The sequence below is a fragment of the Thermorhabdus hydrogeniformans genome (assembly GCF_049310025.1).
GTDB lineage: Bacteria > Bacillota > Thermosediminibacteria > Thermosediminibacterales > Tepidanaerobacteraceae > JBJYKD01.
In genome coordinates this window covers 1-14,822 of sequence record NZ_JBJYKD010000047.1, presented here as the reverse complement: position 1 = coordinate 14,822, position 14,822 = coordinate 1, and the positions used below count along the sequence as shown (strand labels likewise).

The window sequence follows — 14,822 nt, the reverse complement described above, 5'->3', positions numbered from 1 at the left end:
TATTCGTATCACCATTGCCAACCCTAAATGGGTGAAGGCTGTAAAGGGAAACAAGGATGATACCAAAGATTCAAAGTAAACCTGTTCTGTGTATTGGGGCTTATCAGGAAAATACCAAAAAGTGCGGTACCTAAGGAATTTCAAGAAAGGGCGAAGGTAATTGCAAAACAAACAGGGCAAAGGCAAATAAATTTTTATACAGTAATACCGCTTGAAGAAGTCGCAGACGAGGCCGAACAAATTGCTAAGGAAATGATAGATAATGGATACAGCTCCATAAAAACAATGGGAAGGACATTAGTTGCAAATATTTTTGGAGAAGCTTTTGCTGCAAACATATACGGTAATCTGATTCAAGAGAGTGAATATTCCAGAACTGCACAGGAAGAAATAGAAAAATTTGTAATAGAGGAAATAACACGAAAAGGCTATGTTACTATGAATGATATTTTTGGGAAAAGAATATGTGCGAATGGGGAAAAAATAAAAAAGGAACTAAAATATGTTTACTATAAAAGATTGATTCCTATAATGGTACAAAAGTATGGCTTTGAATACAGGAAAGCCAATAAAGAATTGCGGGAAAGATTCGGGTTGGATGGGTATAGTTATGTGCTTTTTAAGGAAACAGCATAGTACCGTATAGTAAATAAGAAAATTTAACTGGCATATCTTGACTTTGGTTTATATGTTGTGTATATGATGGATTCGGGTTAGAGGGGAGCTCTTTACAGACTTTCTTGGTATTTGATACCTCCTTCGCTCACGGGAGCCAAAAAGCTCCTGTGGTACATACATAGAAAATTACGGCATTTGAAATATGCCGTTTTATATAGATTTCTTCCCCTTTCTTCTTCTTGATAAAGCAGGAGTTTTGCCGCTACTATTTTTGTAGCGGCGTACATACTGGTTTTTAAAAATGATTTGAAATGCAACCCTGCGACTTCCGTTGTAGTAAAACTGCCTAATCAACTCAAACAATCTGTCGTCATCCATATATTCTATTATCCTTAATTTTCATTAAACATGGCATGTATGGGGAGCTGCAAAACATTGTAAATTTCAGATTATTTTCCTTTTATCAATGAATAAAAAACCATGAAAGTAGAAGTTCGGCCCTGATATAGGTGACTTTGATGCATAAAGCAGCTAAATGGATTTTAAAATCTTCTGCTGGCTTTGCTTCTTACCCATCATTTTTTAGTATTTTCTGGAAGAATGTTGCTAAACATAAAAGACTTGATTTGCGGAGCGATATTTGTTTAATATGTTTTTGCACGAAGTGTGGATTTTAAAGGACGAACAGGTTTTAATTACCTCCTTCTTTTCTGTTAAATATTTTTCGAAAGGAGCAATTTCTGCTCCTTTTTTTTATTCATTTTTTAAAACGAAACAACGATTTTAAAATCGTAAAATAGAAACATGTGAAGATTTCAAAATTGCAGGGTTAAAATTTCGAAAAATAATTGTTTGTGCTTTTTTTCTATTGCTTTGTGCGCTATAATATGTTTCCATACATATTAAATTTGGAGGGCAGGTTATCATTATGGATAAGGGAAAATATAATAATGCAGAAGATGTATTAGAGCAGATAATTTATCTTGCGCACCACGAAAATGATGTAGCAGAATTTGGAATAAATGTAGCTAACGTTTATGAATTGCTTACAGGGAAATAGAATTTCTGCATCTTAAAAATAAGTGAAACCGCAGGTTTTTAAAGAATCCTGCGGTTTTTTGTTTGCATTATGTTAGGAAAGTTTTTCTACTGCAGCAGCCTTATCGGCTCGGCTCACTCGAATATAGAAGTTCATTGTAGTTTGGATGCTTGAGTGGCCTGCAAGTTTTGAAATGATGGGTAAGGGAACATTTTCAGACATCAGACGGGTGCAAAAAGTATGGCGCAGAACATGTGCAGAAATCTCTTCAATGCCAGCTATACGGCAATACTTTTTTAGAATTTTGTCTATTGCTTCCCGCTGTAAGGGGCCTCTCTGGCCGACAAAAAGTTTTTTGCAAACAGAATTTCGGGCTGAAAGATATTCTTGTAATGCTTTCCTGGCAGAAGCATTGAGCGGTACTTCCCTATATTTTTCGCCTTTCCCTTGTCTCACTATTATGTAAGAGTAGGTTTGACTACCATTGCGTTTTGTAAGGATAACATCGTCCACTGTCAAATTAATCAATTCGCTCACTCTGATTCCTGTGTTTGAAAGAACTTCAATAATAGCGATATCCCTTTTGTTCCCATTCGAATATATTGCACGTTTAAGCCTGTTCAGGGAAATTCGGTCAACTGTCTGGATTTCTCTATCATGTATATCTGAAAGAGAAATACCGCATATCTCTATTTCAGTCCCACTGCCAACTTGTATAAGGAATTGGTTGAAGCACTTGAGTGAAGCCATTTTCCGATTAATGGTCGATGGTTTTTGTTTTAGAATATTTAAGAGATAGTTGCGGTATTCGCGGACATCTTGTTCAAACAGACGCCCGTCAAAAGGCTTTCCATATGTTTGCCCAAACCATTGCAAAAATTCTTGAATGTCCGTACAGTAGCTTTCAACCGTATTCTGGCTTTTCCCTGTTTGCTTTAATATTTTTTCAAATTCCTTTATCCAATCCACATAATTCCCTCCTAATATTTAGCAGATTGGAATGCTACATAATCTAGCTTCATAATATTACGTTATGTAGCAAGTTTTACGATTTTAAAAACGGACTTTTCGGTTGTTTCGTTTTTAAAAACGAAAATAAGATAATAAAATCTGGCTACATAATATTTTTTATTGTTTTTCCTCGTCCAATACATTTTTATATAGCTCTTCAAAAATGTTATTTAAGTCCTCAATAATTTGAGATAAAAACTTTTTATACAGTGTCATGACTTCTTTAGTAATAGCTTTGTTGTTTATTTTCAGATCCGAAAGATCATTAAAGTAAACCACTACATCGCTGATGGTTTTTAACAGTGATTGTAGTTCTGATTCTGTTATTTGCTCTCTTTTATATTTTCGAATAGATTCGGATAGATTTTCTACCAGAAAATACATTTGAGATGGATCCCCTATGGCAGACCACTCGAATTCTTTTATGAATTCACTCAACATATTTGCCTTTTCTACAAACTGGGGATCTCTTATATTAGTGCGGCCAAGCAAAAAGTCAAGTGAAACCTGAAAAAAATCGGCAATTTTATTTAGACTGGCTATGGAAGGTTCAGCACGGTTGGTTTCATATTTAGTCCATGCAGCGTCAGAAACTCCAATAATTTTTCCTATTTCTTTCATTGTAAGTCCTTTTTCTTTCCGAAGCATTTTAAGTCTTTCCCCGATCAATTGAGATCATCTCCTTTCGTTATGAGTATAGCACAGAAGTGGCGGGAAAAAAAGTTAGTAAAAAATATAACAGAAAAATTTGCATATTAACAAAATAGATGTTATAATAAAATCGTCCTAAAAGTTAGTGAAAGGGGTGGTATGTATAAATAATTCCTGTTATTACTTATTATTTGATTTTGGCATATGCCGTATCGGAAGTAGTTACTAACAACATTTTTATATTGAGAATGTTAACGAAGAAAGGAAAAAAAGTTAGTAAAAAATGAAGAGTAAAATTTGTAAATTAACCAAATGGATGATATAATAAAAACAGCCTAAAAGTTAGCGAAAGGGGGTGAAAGGATGAGTGAGTCCAAATATGATTTATCCAGAATTAAACTTGAGCGTGCCAGACAGGGCAAAAGCATAGTTCAGCTGGCAGAAGAGGCGAATTTAAGTCCAAAAACTGTGATGAGAATAGAACATAATAAGGTAATTCCAAGGCCGCAGACAATTGGAAAAATTGCTGCGGCTTTAGGGAAGGATATAGAAGGGTTTATTATAGACACAAAATTATGACAAATTATAAGCCCATATTTAGAAATTCACTGAAAGGGGTTGATTATATGACGACAGAATTAAACAAAAAAGTTAGAATTAGATATCTTCTCGATGAAGAAGGAAGGAAAAAAGCCTTTTGAGCGGAGGCAATGGTAAGGAATTGCAAGAAATTTGCTGCGATGTTACACCAGAAATTCTTGAACTCGCAAAAGTAGACAAATATGGAAACATTGAAAATTTAGATATTGGAGTAAAGATTAGTGTTTACGAAGACAAAGAATATTCTCTTAATGAAGTTTTAGTTGACTATACCCTTGTGGAAGGACAGTCATTTCGTGGTTTTTATTGTAATATTGAAGGAGTAAGAGAAGTTAAAAGGTTTAGTGAGCCTCAGACAGTAGAGCAATTGATTGAATGGGAAAAGAACAGAGTGAAAAAGATAACAGAGAAAAAAGCAATATTAGAGGAACAAAAAAAGTTATTAGAAAAAGAATATAAGAAAAAAGAAAAGATAATAAATGAACAGGAACAAGAACTAGAAAAGAAAAAAAAGGAAAAGGAAGAAAAGATAAGGCAGAAAAAAGAGCAAATCATAAAAGAAAGAAAAGCTTGGATTGAACAACACGGAAGTGAAAAATTGAAATTGGCTTTAGAATTAGGATATGAGTGCCAAACAGATTATGTGTACGAAAGAGCAAGAAAAGAATTTCCTGATTTTACACTGGACTATTTCGACAATGGCTGTTGGGATGAAGCAGATAATCCAAGCTTTGAAACATTAAAAGCGGTTAAAGAACTGATTGATAAAGGATATAATGCTTATATCGTAAAAATTAAAAAGTTTCCTTATGATGAGGATAATGATTCAGAAAATGATTATAATGATTATTATGATAACATAGAAGGCGAAGCGATTGTTATAAGTAATTATTTAGGCAAATATGATTTAGTTAAGTTAGTTTCATAATGTTAGAAGGATCTGGGGACTATTCTCCAGATCCTTTACAACATAAACAGAGTAATAAAAAAGATTTTGTATTTTGGTTAAAATAGGTCGCCTTTTAAAAACTATAATAAATTCTTTATTATTTCAAGGAGATGATTGATAATGGGAAATACAATACTGACTGGTCAGAAGAAAAATACAGAAGATTTCTAAAAGAAGGGCGCGGACAGGGAGAAGGGAAAGACTATAAGCCCTGGCTAACCGTCCAGGATTTTCCGTCAAAGGGCCGCTGCCACAGAATTTTCGGGTGGAAGACGGGACGGATTCACCATCTTTTTACGGATAGCGAGGCAAGGTTCTTTTATTTACTTGAATGGGAAGATTCAGTAATTGACATAAGAGAACATTTTCCGCTATTGGATTATGAAGACTGGGTGCAGGATAGAGAAGATCTGCGGTTTGATTTGTTTACCGACAAAAAGTCAGGGACGCCGTATGTTATTTCAACTTCGTTTTTGATCACGGTGAGGAATCATGATGGCAGTGTAAGGTATTTGGCGAGGAGCCTTAAGGCGGCAAGTGAGCTGGAAAGGAGAATAAGCCTTGAACGGCTTGAAATAGAAAGGCGTTATTGGGAAGCAAGGGGTATCGACTGGGGAATTGTAACGAATAAAGATATTCCTGTTATCAAAGCAAAAAACATTGAATGGATACATTCGGCGCGCTATGCTTATGCTGATACAGGGCTGTCTGAAGGTGACTTGGCTGAGCTGGCAGAGGCTTTTTTATTTAGACTCTCTCAAAGTTCCGAGTCGATACGAAAGACGGCATTGCTGTTTGATAAAGATTATGCATTGGCTCCAGGAACAGGGATGTTCCTCTTCAGGCACCTTCTTGCGGTCAAAAGGATCAAGGTAAATATGGACGAGCCGATTGACCTTAATCGTCCCGCTTATAGTGTCGATATAACCGATGCTACCGCCAGAAAAGGGGGGAAGGCTTATGCTGGCGGTTAATATGCTTATCAAATGGGAAAATGGTGGAGAAACAAGTATTGAGAGAATCTTATGGCTGGATCGTCAATCCGATCTGGCTTTCGTAATTGATGTAGAAGCAAATGAATTTCCTTTTGCAGTAACGATTAGCGAAATTGAGGAAGGGATAAATGAAGGGTTTGCAACTGTATTGCATAACGATCCTTTTTTACGGGTCGTAGAGGAGGACAAACTTTCTGAAAAAGAACGGCAGATGCGAGACAAGGCGTGGGAGCTGATTGGCGGAATCGTCACCCTTGAACCTCACATCTATTATCGAAAAGAACGGAGCAAATACATCAGAGCCATTGCTGAAAAAAGCGGTGTATCCGTAAAGACGATCGGAAACTACCTCAAAAAATACTGGAGAAACGGGAAGACAAAAAATGCTCTGCTGCCGTCATTTTATTTGTGCGGCGGCAGAGGAAAAGAGAAAAGGATAGGCAGTGCCAAAAGGGGCAGGCCGAGGCAGCACGCTGATATTGTAGGCGAAGGCATAAATGTAGATGAAGATGTCAAAAAGATATTCCGCAATGCCATTAACAAGTTTTACTACTCTTCTGCCAAGCATTCCCTGCGGCTAACTTATGAACTGATGCGTAAAGAGTATTTTTCCGAAGGATTTAAAATCGAAGACGGAGTTAAGGTTCCAATATTAAAGCCTGCATCGGAAATCCCCACCTTCTGGCAGTTTCGCTACTGGTTCGAGAAAGAGCGGAATATAAAGAAGGAAATATCAACCCGTTTCAGTCCCAAAAAGTATGAACAGGAGTACAGGCCAGTCCTGGGGAGCTCTACTGCGGAGGCAATGGGTCCAGGTTCCATCTTTCAGGTAGATGCGACATTGGCGGATGTGTATCTTGTATCAAGGTACAACCGCAACTGGATTATCGGGCGGCCAGTGATCTACGCAATTATTGATGTATTCAGCAGGATGGTGGCAGGGATTTATGTCGGGCTTGAAGGGCCTTCGTGGAATGCGGCGATGATGGCGATTGCAAATGCGGCCAGTGATAAAGTTGCTTTCTGCAAAGAATACGGGATTGAAATAACCGAGGAGGACTGGCCAGTTCATCATATTCCAGAAGCCATCCTCGCAGACCGTGGAGAGCTGGAGAGCAAAAACGCCGAAAACCTTATTAACGGACTCCATGTGAAAATAATGAATACCCCGCCTTACCGATGCGATTGGAAAGGGATTATCGAGCAGTATTTCAGAACCGTAAATTTGCAGTACAAGTCTGTTGTTCCTGGTACTGTCGATCCTGACGGGAGAGAAAGAGGAGACAGGGACTACAGGCTTGATGCGAAACTTGATATTTATCAGTTTACGCAAATTATCATAAAGTGTGTGCTTTACCACAACAACCAGCACTATTTGAAGAACTATAACCGTGAAGAAATGATGATTGCCGACGATGTGGAGTGTATCCCGCGGGAAATCTGGAACTGGGGGATAGAAAACCGTGCAGGAAAACTGCGGAATGTACCAGAAGACATTGTGAAACTCCATCTGATGCCCTCCGATACGGCAACTGTTACGCCGAGAGGCATAAGGTTTAAGAACCTGTACTACGGCTCGCCGCTCATGCTGAAGGAGAGATGGACTGAAAAAGCCAGAATGAACGGGACATGGAAGGTGGAGGTATGTTTCGACCCACGGAACATGAACTATATTTACATAAAAGATGCGGACGGTATTAATTTTGAAAAATGCTATCTACTTGATCACCAAGTGAGGTACAGGGATAAGACCTTTGACGAGATTCAAAATCTCTTGGCTGCAGAAAAGCTTAAACAGAAAAAGGCAGCCGATAGTGAAGCACAAGCGAAAGCGGAGCTGATTGCTGAAATACAGCATATAGTGCAGGAAGCCCAAAAGGCTGCGGCAGCAGCAAAGGATGACGGAGAAAGCGATGCGAAGAAGAAAAGGAGCATTAGGGCAAACCGTCAGGCAGAAAAGCTTGCTAATCGGGAGAAGGAAGCTTTTGAATTAAATAAAGAACCCTCAAAAGGGCTGGCTCCTGTCGTCACGCTTGCAGACAGCCAAGATTCACTAGGGGAAGAGGAAGGGCAGCTGGGATTATTGAAGAGAAAGCAGAAGGAGGCACTACAGAAAAGGGATGGATAAACTGAAAATACCAAACGGTACGGTGGCTGTCCCTGCAGAATATAAAGAGCAGGTAATTCCCGAATACCGAAGGAATCCCTTCATCGAAGCCCTTCCTCCGATTTTATGCGCTGAAGAGGCAGCTGAAAGGCTTGCTTATTACCCGCCATATCACCCTCAGGAGCGAAACCTTGAAAGCCATTACCGCATTCACATGGTTCAGCGGCTTTTTCAAATATTTCAGCCCCTTCCAGTTCACCTTGATTTAGAGAGCAGGATCTCAAGGTTGCTGCGGCAGGGCTATCTTGCACGCAACCCTTTAAAACCCCAATTTGTGCAGAGTTTGAAAAAATCGGATGAGATAATTAAAGGAATGAACGGAGTTTTAGAAAGCAATGAATTGTTTCGGACTACTGCTTCAGGTTTCAGCATCGTCGGCGTAAGCGGGATGGGCAAAAGTACGGCGGTAAACCAGATCCTGCGCATGTATCCCCAGGTGATCATACATTCACGCTATAAAGAAACCAAATTCAGCGTGTATCAATTGGTTTGGCTCAAGCTTGACTGCCCGTTTGACGGCTCCATCAAAGGTTTGTGTATGGAGTTTTTTAACAAAGTGGACAACCTGTTGGGGACAGACTACTATAAAAAATTCGGAAATGGGCGTTACAGCGTCGACAACATGGTGAATGCTATCTGCAAGGTCGCACAGAACCTCGGCCTTGGCCTGCTTGTAATCGATGAAATCCAGCACCTCAATGAAGCAAAAAGCGGTGGAGATCAGCGTATGCTAAACTTCTTTGTCACTTTGGTCAATATGCTCGGCCTACCCATAGTTCTGATCGGCACGCCAAAGGCTTTGAGCGTGCTGCAGTCTCAATTCAGACAGGCAAGGCGTGGCAGCGGACAGGGGGATATGATCTGGGAAAGGCTAAAAAAAGACGACACATGGCAGCTCCTTATAGATGCACTGTGGGGCTATCAGTGGACCAAAAAAGAAACCCCGCTTACCGATGAAATCAATGATACACTGTATGAAGAAAGTCAGGGAATTATAGATATTGCTGTAAAGCTCTACGCTATGTCGCAAATTAAAGCAATCATCTCTGAAAAAGAAGAAATCACTCCTGATCTTTTAAGGCAGGTTGCCAAAGAAAATTTGCAACTGGTTAAGCCCATGCTGGAGGCTTTGAAAAAGGGAAGCTTAAGGGAGATTGCAAAATATGACGATATCTGCACCGTAATAAATGTTGACTTTGCAGGTTTCCTTGACAGAAGCAAACAAACGATAGAAACGGAAATGCGGCTGAAAGCGCTACAAAAGCAAAGACAGCAAAAAGAGAAAGAAGCAGTGCTCTCTATTAAGGAACAGGCGATTATAAAACTGCTGGAGCTTAATATCGAAGCAAAGAAAGCCCAAAGAGCTGTTGAACAGGTTATGGAAGCAGAAGGGGAAAAGATTGATGTTTCGGAGCTGGTGGTAAAGGCGATCCAGCTTCTTTCTTCTTCTGTAGAAAAAACGAATCGTAAACCCAGACGCACTATCAAAAAGACGAACGAAAACGACATCCGTTTTATCGTCGAGGAAGGCAGGAAGAAGCAGATGACGGCTTATGAGGCGTTAAAGGAGAAGGAGCTCATAAAAGGTATAGACAATGTTATATTCCAAGTGGGGTGATCTGGATGATGCCCTTCTTTCCTACACCTTACCCCGATGAGCTGCTATACAGCGTCCTGGCGCGGTACCACCTGCGGAGCGGAAATATCAGCTTTAAAGCCACCATGGAAGACGCTTTCGGCACTAAAAACGCTACGGCTGTAGTGGAACTTCCATCGAACATTAATGCTTTAATAAGCAACCTACCGCTGAACAATGAATACACAGCGGACTATCTTATAGACAATCATACCCTTTTTCCGTTTTACACAGCATTTCTGCCTCCAAATAGGACTCAATGGGTTAGAAATAACATGATGAATAGAAATGGAAAAGGGATTTACGGCAAGACGGGTATCATGGCAAGCAGCGTGGTATCAAACCATTATTTCAGGTTCTGCCCATTGTGTAATGAAGAAGATAAGGAACGGTACGGAGAGCTATACTGGCACCGTATCCACCAGATCCCTGGGGTGCTTGTGTGTCTTAAACATCAGGTAATGCTTTGCGATAGCAAAGTGCCGATTAAGGGCTACAATAAGCATCAGTATGTTGCCGCCAGTGAGGAAAATTGTACCGAGTCAGATAATGTGGTTGTATACTCGGATAAAACCATGTCACATTTAATCAATCTGGCGAAAGATGTTGAGTTTTTGCTTAACAACCAATTTGAACGGCGTCCCACGGAATGGTTTCATGAGCAGTATCGAGCGAAGTTAATAGAGCAAGGCTTTGCTACTATAAATGGGAATGTAATGCAGAAAAAACTAACCAAGGAATTTGTACAGTTTTACGGTGAGGAATTTTTGACACTTGTACAATCGAGTATTGAAATTGGCAGTGATAACAGTTGGCTTGCAGATATGGTCAGAGGGAGAAACAGGGCAAGCCATCCCATAAGGCATTTGCTTTTGGCAAGGTTTTTGGGTATAACCATTCCCGATTTGTTTTATAAGCAGTTAACCTATAAGCCGTTTGGAGACGGACCCTGGCCGTGCCTTAACCCTGCGGCGGAACATTACCTTAAACCCGTGGTAAAGCAATTAAAGATCTCTTACAGCAACGATACAAAGAAGCCTGTTGGGACATTTTCGTGTAACTGCGGATTTGTATATGTAAGGACAGGGCCTGATGTTACTGAAGAATCTCGGTATAAGGTTGGGAGGATAAAGGAATTCGGGCATGTGTGGGAGGCAAAGCTTAAGGAACTTGTCGAAAAGGGATTGAGCTTGAGGCAAACAGCAAAGCTGATGGGAGCAGATCCGAAGACGGTAAAGAAATATGCAGCCAAACTGGGGCTTGAGATTTACTGGGCGAAAAGAAGTAATCGAGAGATTATAGAAGGTAAAGGGAACAGTATTAAGGCTGCTGATAAGAGGGAATATTACCGAGAAGAATGGCTTAAGTTGATGAATCAGTATCCTGACAAAAGCAAAACGGAACTTCGGCAGTTAAACAAGGCAGTTTACGCTTGGCTGTATAGAAATGACAAAGAATGGCTTAAGTTTAATTCTCCAGAGCCGATATATAGATATAAAAATACACGTGTTGATTGGGATAAAAGGGATAGAGAGATATTAGCCAAGGTAAAAACGGTAGTCGAGGAGATGCTAAACTCTACTGTAAAGCCTGAAAGGATTACTATAAGCCTGATTGGTAACAAATTGGGTATAAGAGGGCTTCTTGAAAAACATTTGGATAAGTTACCTCTCACAAAGCAATATCTTGATTCGGTGAAGGAAAGCAGGAGGGACTTCCAGTTAAGAAGGATAAAGTGGGCGGTTCAGGAGTTAAAGAGACAGGGAGAAGTTCCAAAGCTGTGGAAAGTGTTGCGAAAAGCGGGTATAAGGAAGGAATTTTACAAAGATATGGAGAATTAGATACTTCAAATAATTGACAAATAGTCAAATTATTGTAAATGACGTATAACAATTATGTGATATGTAAATACTTAATATCAGATCTTCTATTTTCTAGATTAACTAACGTTGTAGCAAAACTTCTGTAATTTTTGGGTGTTGCATTCAATTTTATAATGAACCGTAATTCAGTTGCTACATGTTGATGTGGTGGCTTACATAATAGCTTTTTAAAAACGTATTTGGAATGCCTGATTGCGATGGCATTTCTTTTTTTATTTTCGAGGACGTTTTTAAAAACGATAGTCCTATTGCTTATAATTTAGAATATTAAAGTTAAAATTTAATGGGATACCTTAATAGGTATCCCACAAAACTGTTGAGAATGCTCTGGACAGCGTCCAGTGCGATATCAGTTGTACTATATATTATGCGAAAGCTTACAAGTTTAATACCATACAAATAATTGTAGCCAGTATAGCATACTGGCCGTAAAAGTTGAAAATGTTCTAAATAGCATTTAGAACGATATCTGTTGTACTAATTAAATTTTAAAACCTTTTTGCCAGTATGTCAAGACCAGTAAGAAGAAATTTTATTGAGGGTTTTACATATCAAACAATTGTAGCAAAGCAGGCTTTATTTTGTTTAATGTCCTTTCATTAATAATTGCAACATGTGACTTTTCGAGTCTTTTCTTACTTATAGTCCTTATTTGAGCGAGATTTATGTATCCAGTGATTTCTTTTTTGTAGTTAGGCATAATTTCAACTGGTATCTCATAATAGTCCAATTTCTTATAGCATTCATTTCCTTGATCATCCAAATATTTGATATAATGCTTACCGTTTTCTTCCTTTAAAACTGTCATTCCTCGGTGTGTAGTAATTGGAGCTACAATAGTGGTTGGTGAACTGCTATTACCCTTATCATTTTGTAAGACTACTACTGGGCGTTTGTGATTCTGCTCACTTCCAATATTAAAACCAAGCTCACAAAAGAATATGTACCCTTTCTTGACTACATTTGGAGTCCCCTTAAAAAAAATGCGGTACTTTTTTAGTGACCACTCCAGTATTTTTTTACCTAAAACCAGATGTTCAAGCCATATTTTTTCAATTTTATTAGGCTTTGTTATTTGTGATTTTATTTTTTCTAGTAGCTTTGTTATATCCGATAAAAGCAGTGTTATTTCGGATTGCTCCTTATCACCCATAAGTATGTCACCCCCTCCCTGAATGATTTTAAGATATTCTCATTGTATAAAATTATAAGTATCATTCTCCTATTTCTCAATACTATTCTTTATCTTTTTCATAATGGATGCTATAATTCCATCATCAGCCAAGGAAGGGTGATGTGTTGCATGACAGGGTAGGAAAAAAACTCATAAATGCAGCCCAGGAGATCATCTTTACCGCATGTTTAAACGGAAACGACCTGGTACAGTTCGGCAGGGAAGTGGCGCAGATATTGTTTGATTATTGGCTTTTGGAGAAAGAGCCTTATGAAATTCTTACAGGAAAGGTATAATTGAATTGAGAGGGTATACTCAAAATTGCGTTTGAGGTAATTAGTGATATGCTGAAGTAAGAAAATGCTCGTATTGTAGGAATAAGTTTGAATTCAATTTTACAATATCTTCAGGTAAACGTTAAATAGGTATCATTAATTATAACTTCTACTTTGTTTTGGGGGTGATTTCATGCCGCAAAATATTTTGGAAAGAATTGAATGGGAAGTATTAAGAGACAAAATCATTATTCAAAACTTAACAAGTCTTGGTGGACTTCCAAAAGGTTCCCAACGAATTGAAGTTTGGAGAGATGAGTCATATAAAATTAAAGCAAAAGTGTATGGAACCGTCAGCAATAATGATGAGCATAGTGAATTTGAAAAAGGTATAGCTGGAACTAAAGTACCAACGTTTACTGTTGAAGGCACTGATGCTACTGGCCTGGTAAAGTATACATTAAATCATTGTTTTGTAAGAAACATTCAAAAGAAGTTTGTTTGGAACGGTGAAGGTTATGTGACAAATTTTGAGGCAGAACTAGCTACATATGAGTTAAAGATTCAATATTCTAATCGAGAGCAAAGTGACTGGCATGTTGAGTGGTTTTTGAATGGGCCCGATGATTTTGAACATATATTTCCTAGAACCACAAAAAGAAGTTTTTCCCAAACATTTGTAAGGGAACGTCTATCAGTTGACGGGGAAAGTAAAAATTATTCTGGAGGTGTAGGTGAAAGTTATAATAGAGATTTTGCGTTTATTGATGCAGGTAAAATAAAATATATTCTTAGTAAGGTTCCCAAAGGTTTAGGACCCGAGTGGTCAAATAATATTGGTATAGAATACCGTAGGGAATGGGGGGGAATCCCAGACCGATACACAAGAGAAGCTATAGCTGAAATAACAAGTTTTATAATTGGCAAACATTTATTGAATATTGGTTACTCAACATTTGATTCAATGGGACAACCAATTGAACAGGTTGCTTTAAATCCATGGGGCGATAACGTGATCTCTTTATCTCGGTCACCTGGGTTATCTCCTATTCGGTTTTCTTTTTCTGATTTTAACAGAATAGAAAAAGTTTTGAATCAGGTTGTACCCAGGTATTTAGAATTGCGGAACGTATTAAATTTGAACGAGGCGCTATGGAGGTATTGGATTTCTAATGACCTGCCTATCGGGGCAAACCTTCCAATATTACATGCAGGTGTTGAGATATTAGCAAAAGCGTGGTTCAAATCAAACAAATCAAAGACAAAGGGTGTTTATTTATCGAAGAAAGAGTTTGATGAGTTAATTGAAGATGGTATGAAAATCATTGTCACCAAATTACAACGGCAAAAATACGGAGATAGGATGATTCGTAAAATATCAGACGCCTATAAAATGACACAAAACGAACAGTTAGCATTCTTTTTTGAGGAGATTGGTTTGAATATTGGAGAAGTGGAAAATGAGGCGTTAAAAGGAAGAAATATAATGGCTCATGGAAGTTCTAGTCAATCCGATGAGGAAATAAGTTACCTTATTTATTTAACCCGCTCTTATCAGACATTATTCCATCGCATTTTCCTAAAAATTTTAGGATATACAGAGAATTATATCGACTATTCAACAGAGGGATGGCCAGAGCGGCATATAGATGAGCCATTAGGAGGGAATAAATAATAAGAGAAAAGCCAAATTGGAGATAATAGAATAGTTGAGGATTTCTTGTGTTCCTGGTTATTTTGTACTGGCCCCCCTATTATTTGGACTTAAACGACCAACACGCCACGATTCACAGTATTTCTTAAAAATGCTTCATAAAATGCTGA

General features: G+C 38.4%; 13 protein-coding genes. 10 read left to right on the top strand and 3 right to left on the bottom strand.

Annotation, left to right across the window (positions count from 1 at the left end; all coding sequences use genetic code 11):
* The first annotated feature begins 93 nt into the window (after positions 1-93).
* Both ACKX14_RS14755 and ACKX14_RS14750 read left to right on the top strand, forming a co-directional pair.
* On the top strand, positions 94-636 hold the full coding sequence (locus tag ACKX14_RS14755) for a hypothetical protein (RefSeq protein WP_422448990.1): 543 nt from the start codon (positions 94-96) through the stop codon (positions 634-636).
* 910 nt (positions 637-1,546) lie between these two features.
* Complete coding sequence (locus ACKX14_RS14750) at positions 1,547-1,678, top strand: hypothetical protein (RefSeq protein ID WP_422448988.1); 132 nt, start codon at positions 1,547-1,549, stop codon at positions 1,676-1,678.
* A 72-nt stretch (positions 1,679-1,750) separates the two neighbouring features.
* Here the strand turns inward: ACKX14_RS14750 and ACKX14_RS14745 are convergent, their stop codons facing one another.
* Positions 1,751-2,626 carry a tyrosine-type recombinase/integrase gene (locus tag ACKX14_RS14745; RefSeq protein WP_422448986.1) on the bottom strand — a complete coding sequence of 292 codons (876 nt, stop codon included), beginning with the start codon at positions 2,624-2,626 and terminating at the stop codon, positions 1,751-1,753.
* A gap of 159 nt (positions 2,627-2,785) precedes the next feature.
* The gene (locus tag ACKX14_RS14740) at positions 2,786-3,337 is read right to left on the bottom strand and encodes a helix-turn-helix domain-containing protein (protein WP_422448984.1); all 552 of its coding nucleotides are present in this window, start codon (positions 3,335-3,337) and stop codon (positions 2,786-2,788) included.
* Between the two features lie 345 nt (positions 3,338-3,682).
* Here ACKX14_RS14740 and ACKX14_RS14735 point away from each other — a divergent pair, with 345 nt between their 5' ends.
* From ACKX14_RS14735 to ACKX14_RS14710, 6 genes are all read left to right on the top strand, one after another.
* Positions 3,683-3,898 carry a helix-turn-helix domain-containing protein gene (locus tag ACKX14_RS14735; RefSeq protein WP_422448982.1) on the top strand — a complete coding sequence of 72 codons (216 nt, stop codon included), beginning with the start codon at positions 3,683-3,685 and terminating at the stop codon, positions 3,896-3,898.
* 118 nt (positions 3,899-4,016) lie between these two features.
* Positions 4,017-4,847: a hypothetical protein gene (locus ACKX14_RS14730; RefSeq protein WP_422448980.1), complete on the top strand. Its 831-nt coding sequence runs from the start codon at positions 4,017-4,019 to the stop codon at positions 4,845-4,847.
* A 131-nt stretch (positions 4,848-4,978) separates the two neighbouring features.
* The gene (locus ACKX14_RS14725; RefSeq protein WP_422448978.1) at positions 4,979-5,842 is read left to right on the top strand and encodes a TnsA endonuclease C-terminal domain-containing protein; all 864 of its coding nucleotides are present in this window, start codon (positions 4,979-4,981) and stop codon (positions 5,840-5,842) included.
* Positions 5,829-7,991 (top strand): Mu transposase C-terminal domain-containing protein, encoded by a 2,163-nt coding sequence (locus tag ACKX14_RS14720; RefSeq protein ID WP_422448976.1) that lies wholly within the window; start codon positions 5,829-5,831, stop codon positions 7,989-7,991. Before ACKX14_RS14725 ends, ACKX14_RS14720 begins: the two co-directional genes overlap by 14 nt.
* Positions 7,984-9,648, top strand: a complete 1,665-nt coding sequence (locus ACKX14_RS14715; RefSeq protein ID WP_422448974.1) for an ATP-binding protein — start codon at positions 7,984-7,986, stop codon at positions 9,646-9,648. Before ACKX14_RS14720 ends, ACKX14_RS14715 begins: the two co-directional genes overlap by 8 nt.
* Before the next feature lie 5 nt (positions 9,649-9,653).
* Positions 9,654-11,507 (top strand): TnsD family Tn7-like transposition protein, encoded by a 1,854-nt coding sequence (locus tag ACKX14_RS14710; RefSeq protein WP_422448972.1) that lies wholly within the window; start codon positions 9,654-9,656, stop codon positions 11,505-11,507.
* Between the two features lie 586 nt (positions 11,508-12,093).
* On the opposite strand, the gene ACKX14_RS14705 is transcribed toward ACKX14_RS14710, so the two are convergent.
* On the bottom strand, positions 12,094-12,702 hold the full coding sequence (locus tag ACKX14_RS14705; RefSeq protein WP_013150757.1) for a type II toxin-antitoxin system PemK/MazF family toxin: 609 nt from the start codon (positions 12,700-12,702) through the stop codon (positions 12,094-12,096).
* Between the two features lie 143 nt (positions 12,703-12,845).
* Here ACKX14_RS14705 and ACKX14_RS14700 point away from each other — a divergent pair, with 143 nt between their 5' ends.
* Both ACKX14_RS14700 and ACKX14_RS14695 read left to right on the top strand, forming a co-directional pair.
* Complete coding sequence (locus ACKX14_RS14700) at positions 12,846-13,019, top strand: hypothetical protein (protein ID WP_422448970.1); 174 nt, start codon at positions 12,846-12,848, stop codon at positions 13,017-13,019.
* A 172-nt stretch (positions 13,020-13,191) separates the two neighbouring features.
* Positions 13,192-14,673, top strand: a complete 1,482-nt coding sequence (locus ACKX14_RS14695; protein ID WP_422448968.1) for a hypothetical protein — start codon at positions 13,192-13,194, stop codon at positions 14,671-14,673.
* Positions 14,674-14,822 lie beyond the last annotated feature (149 nt).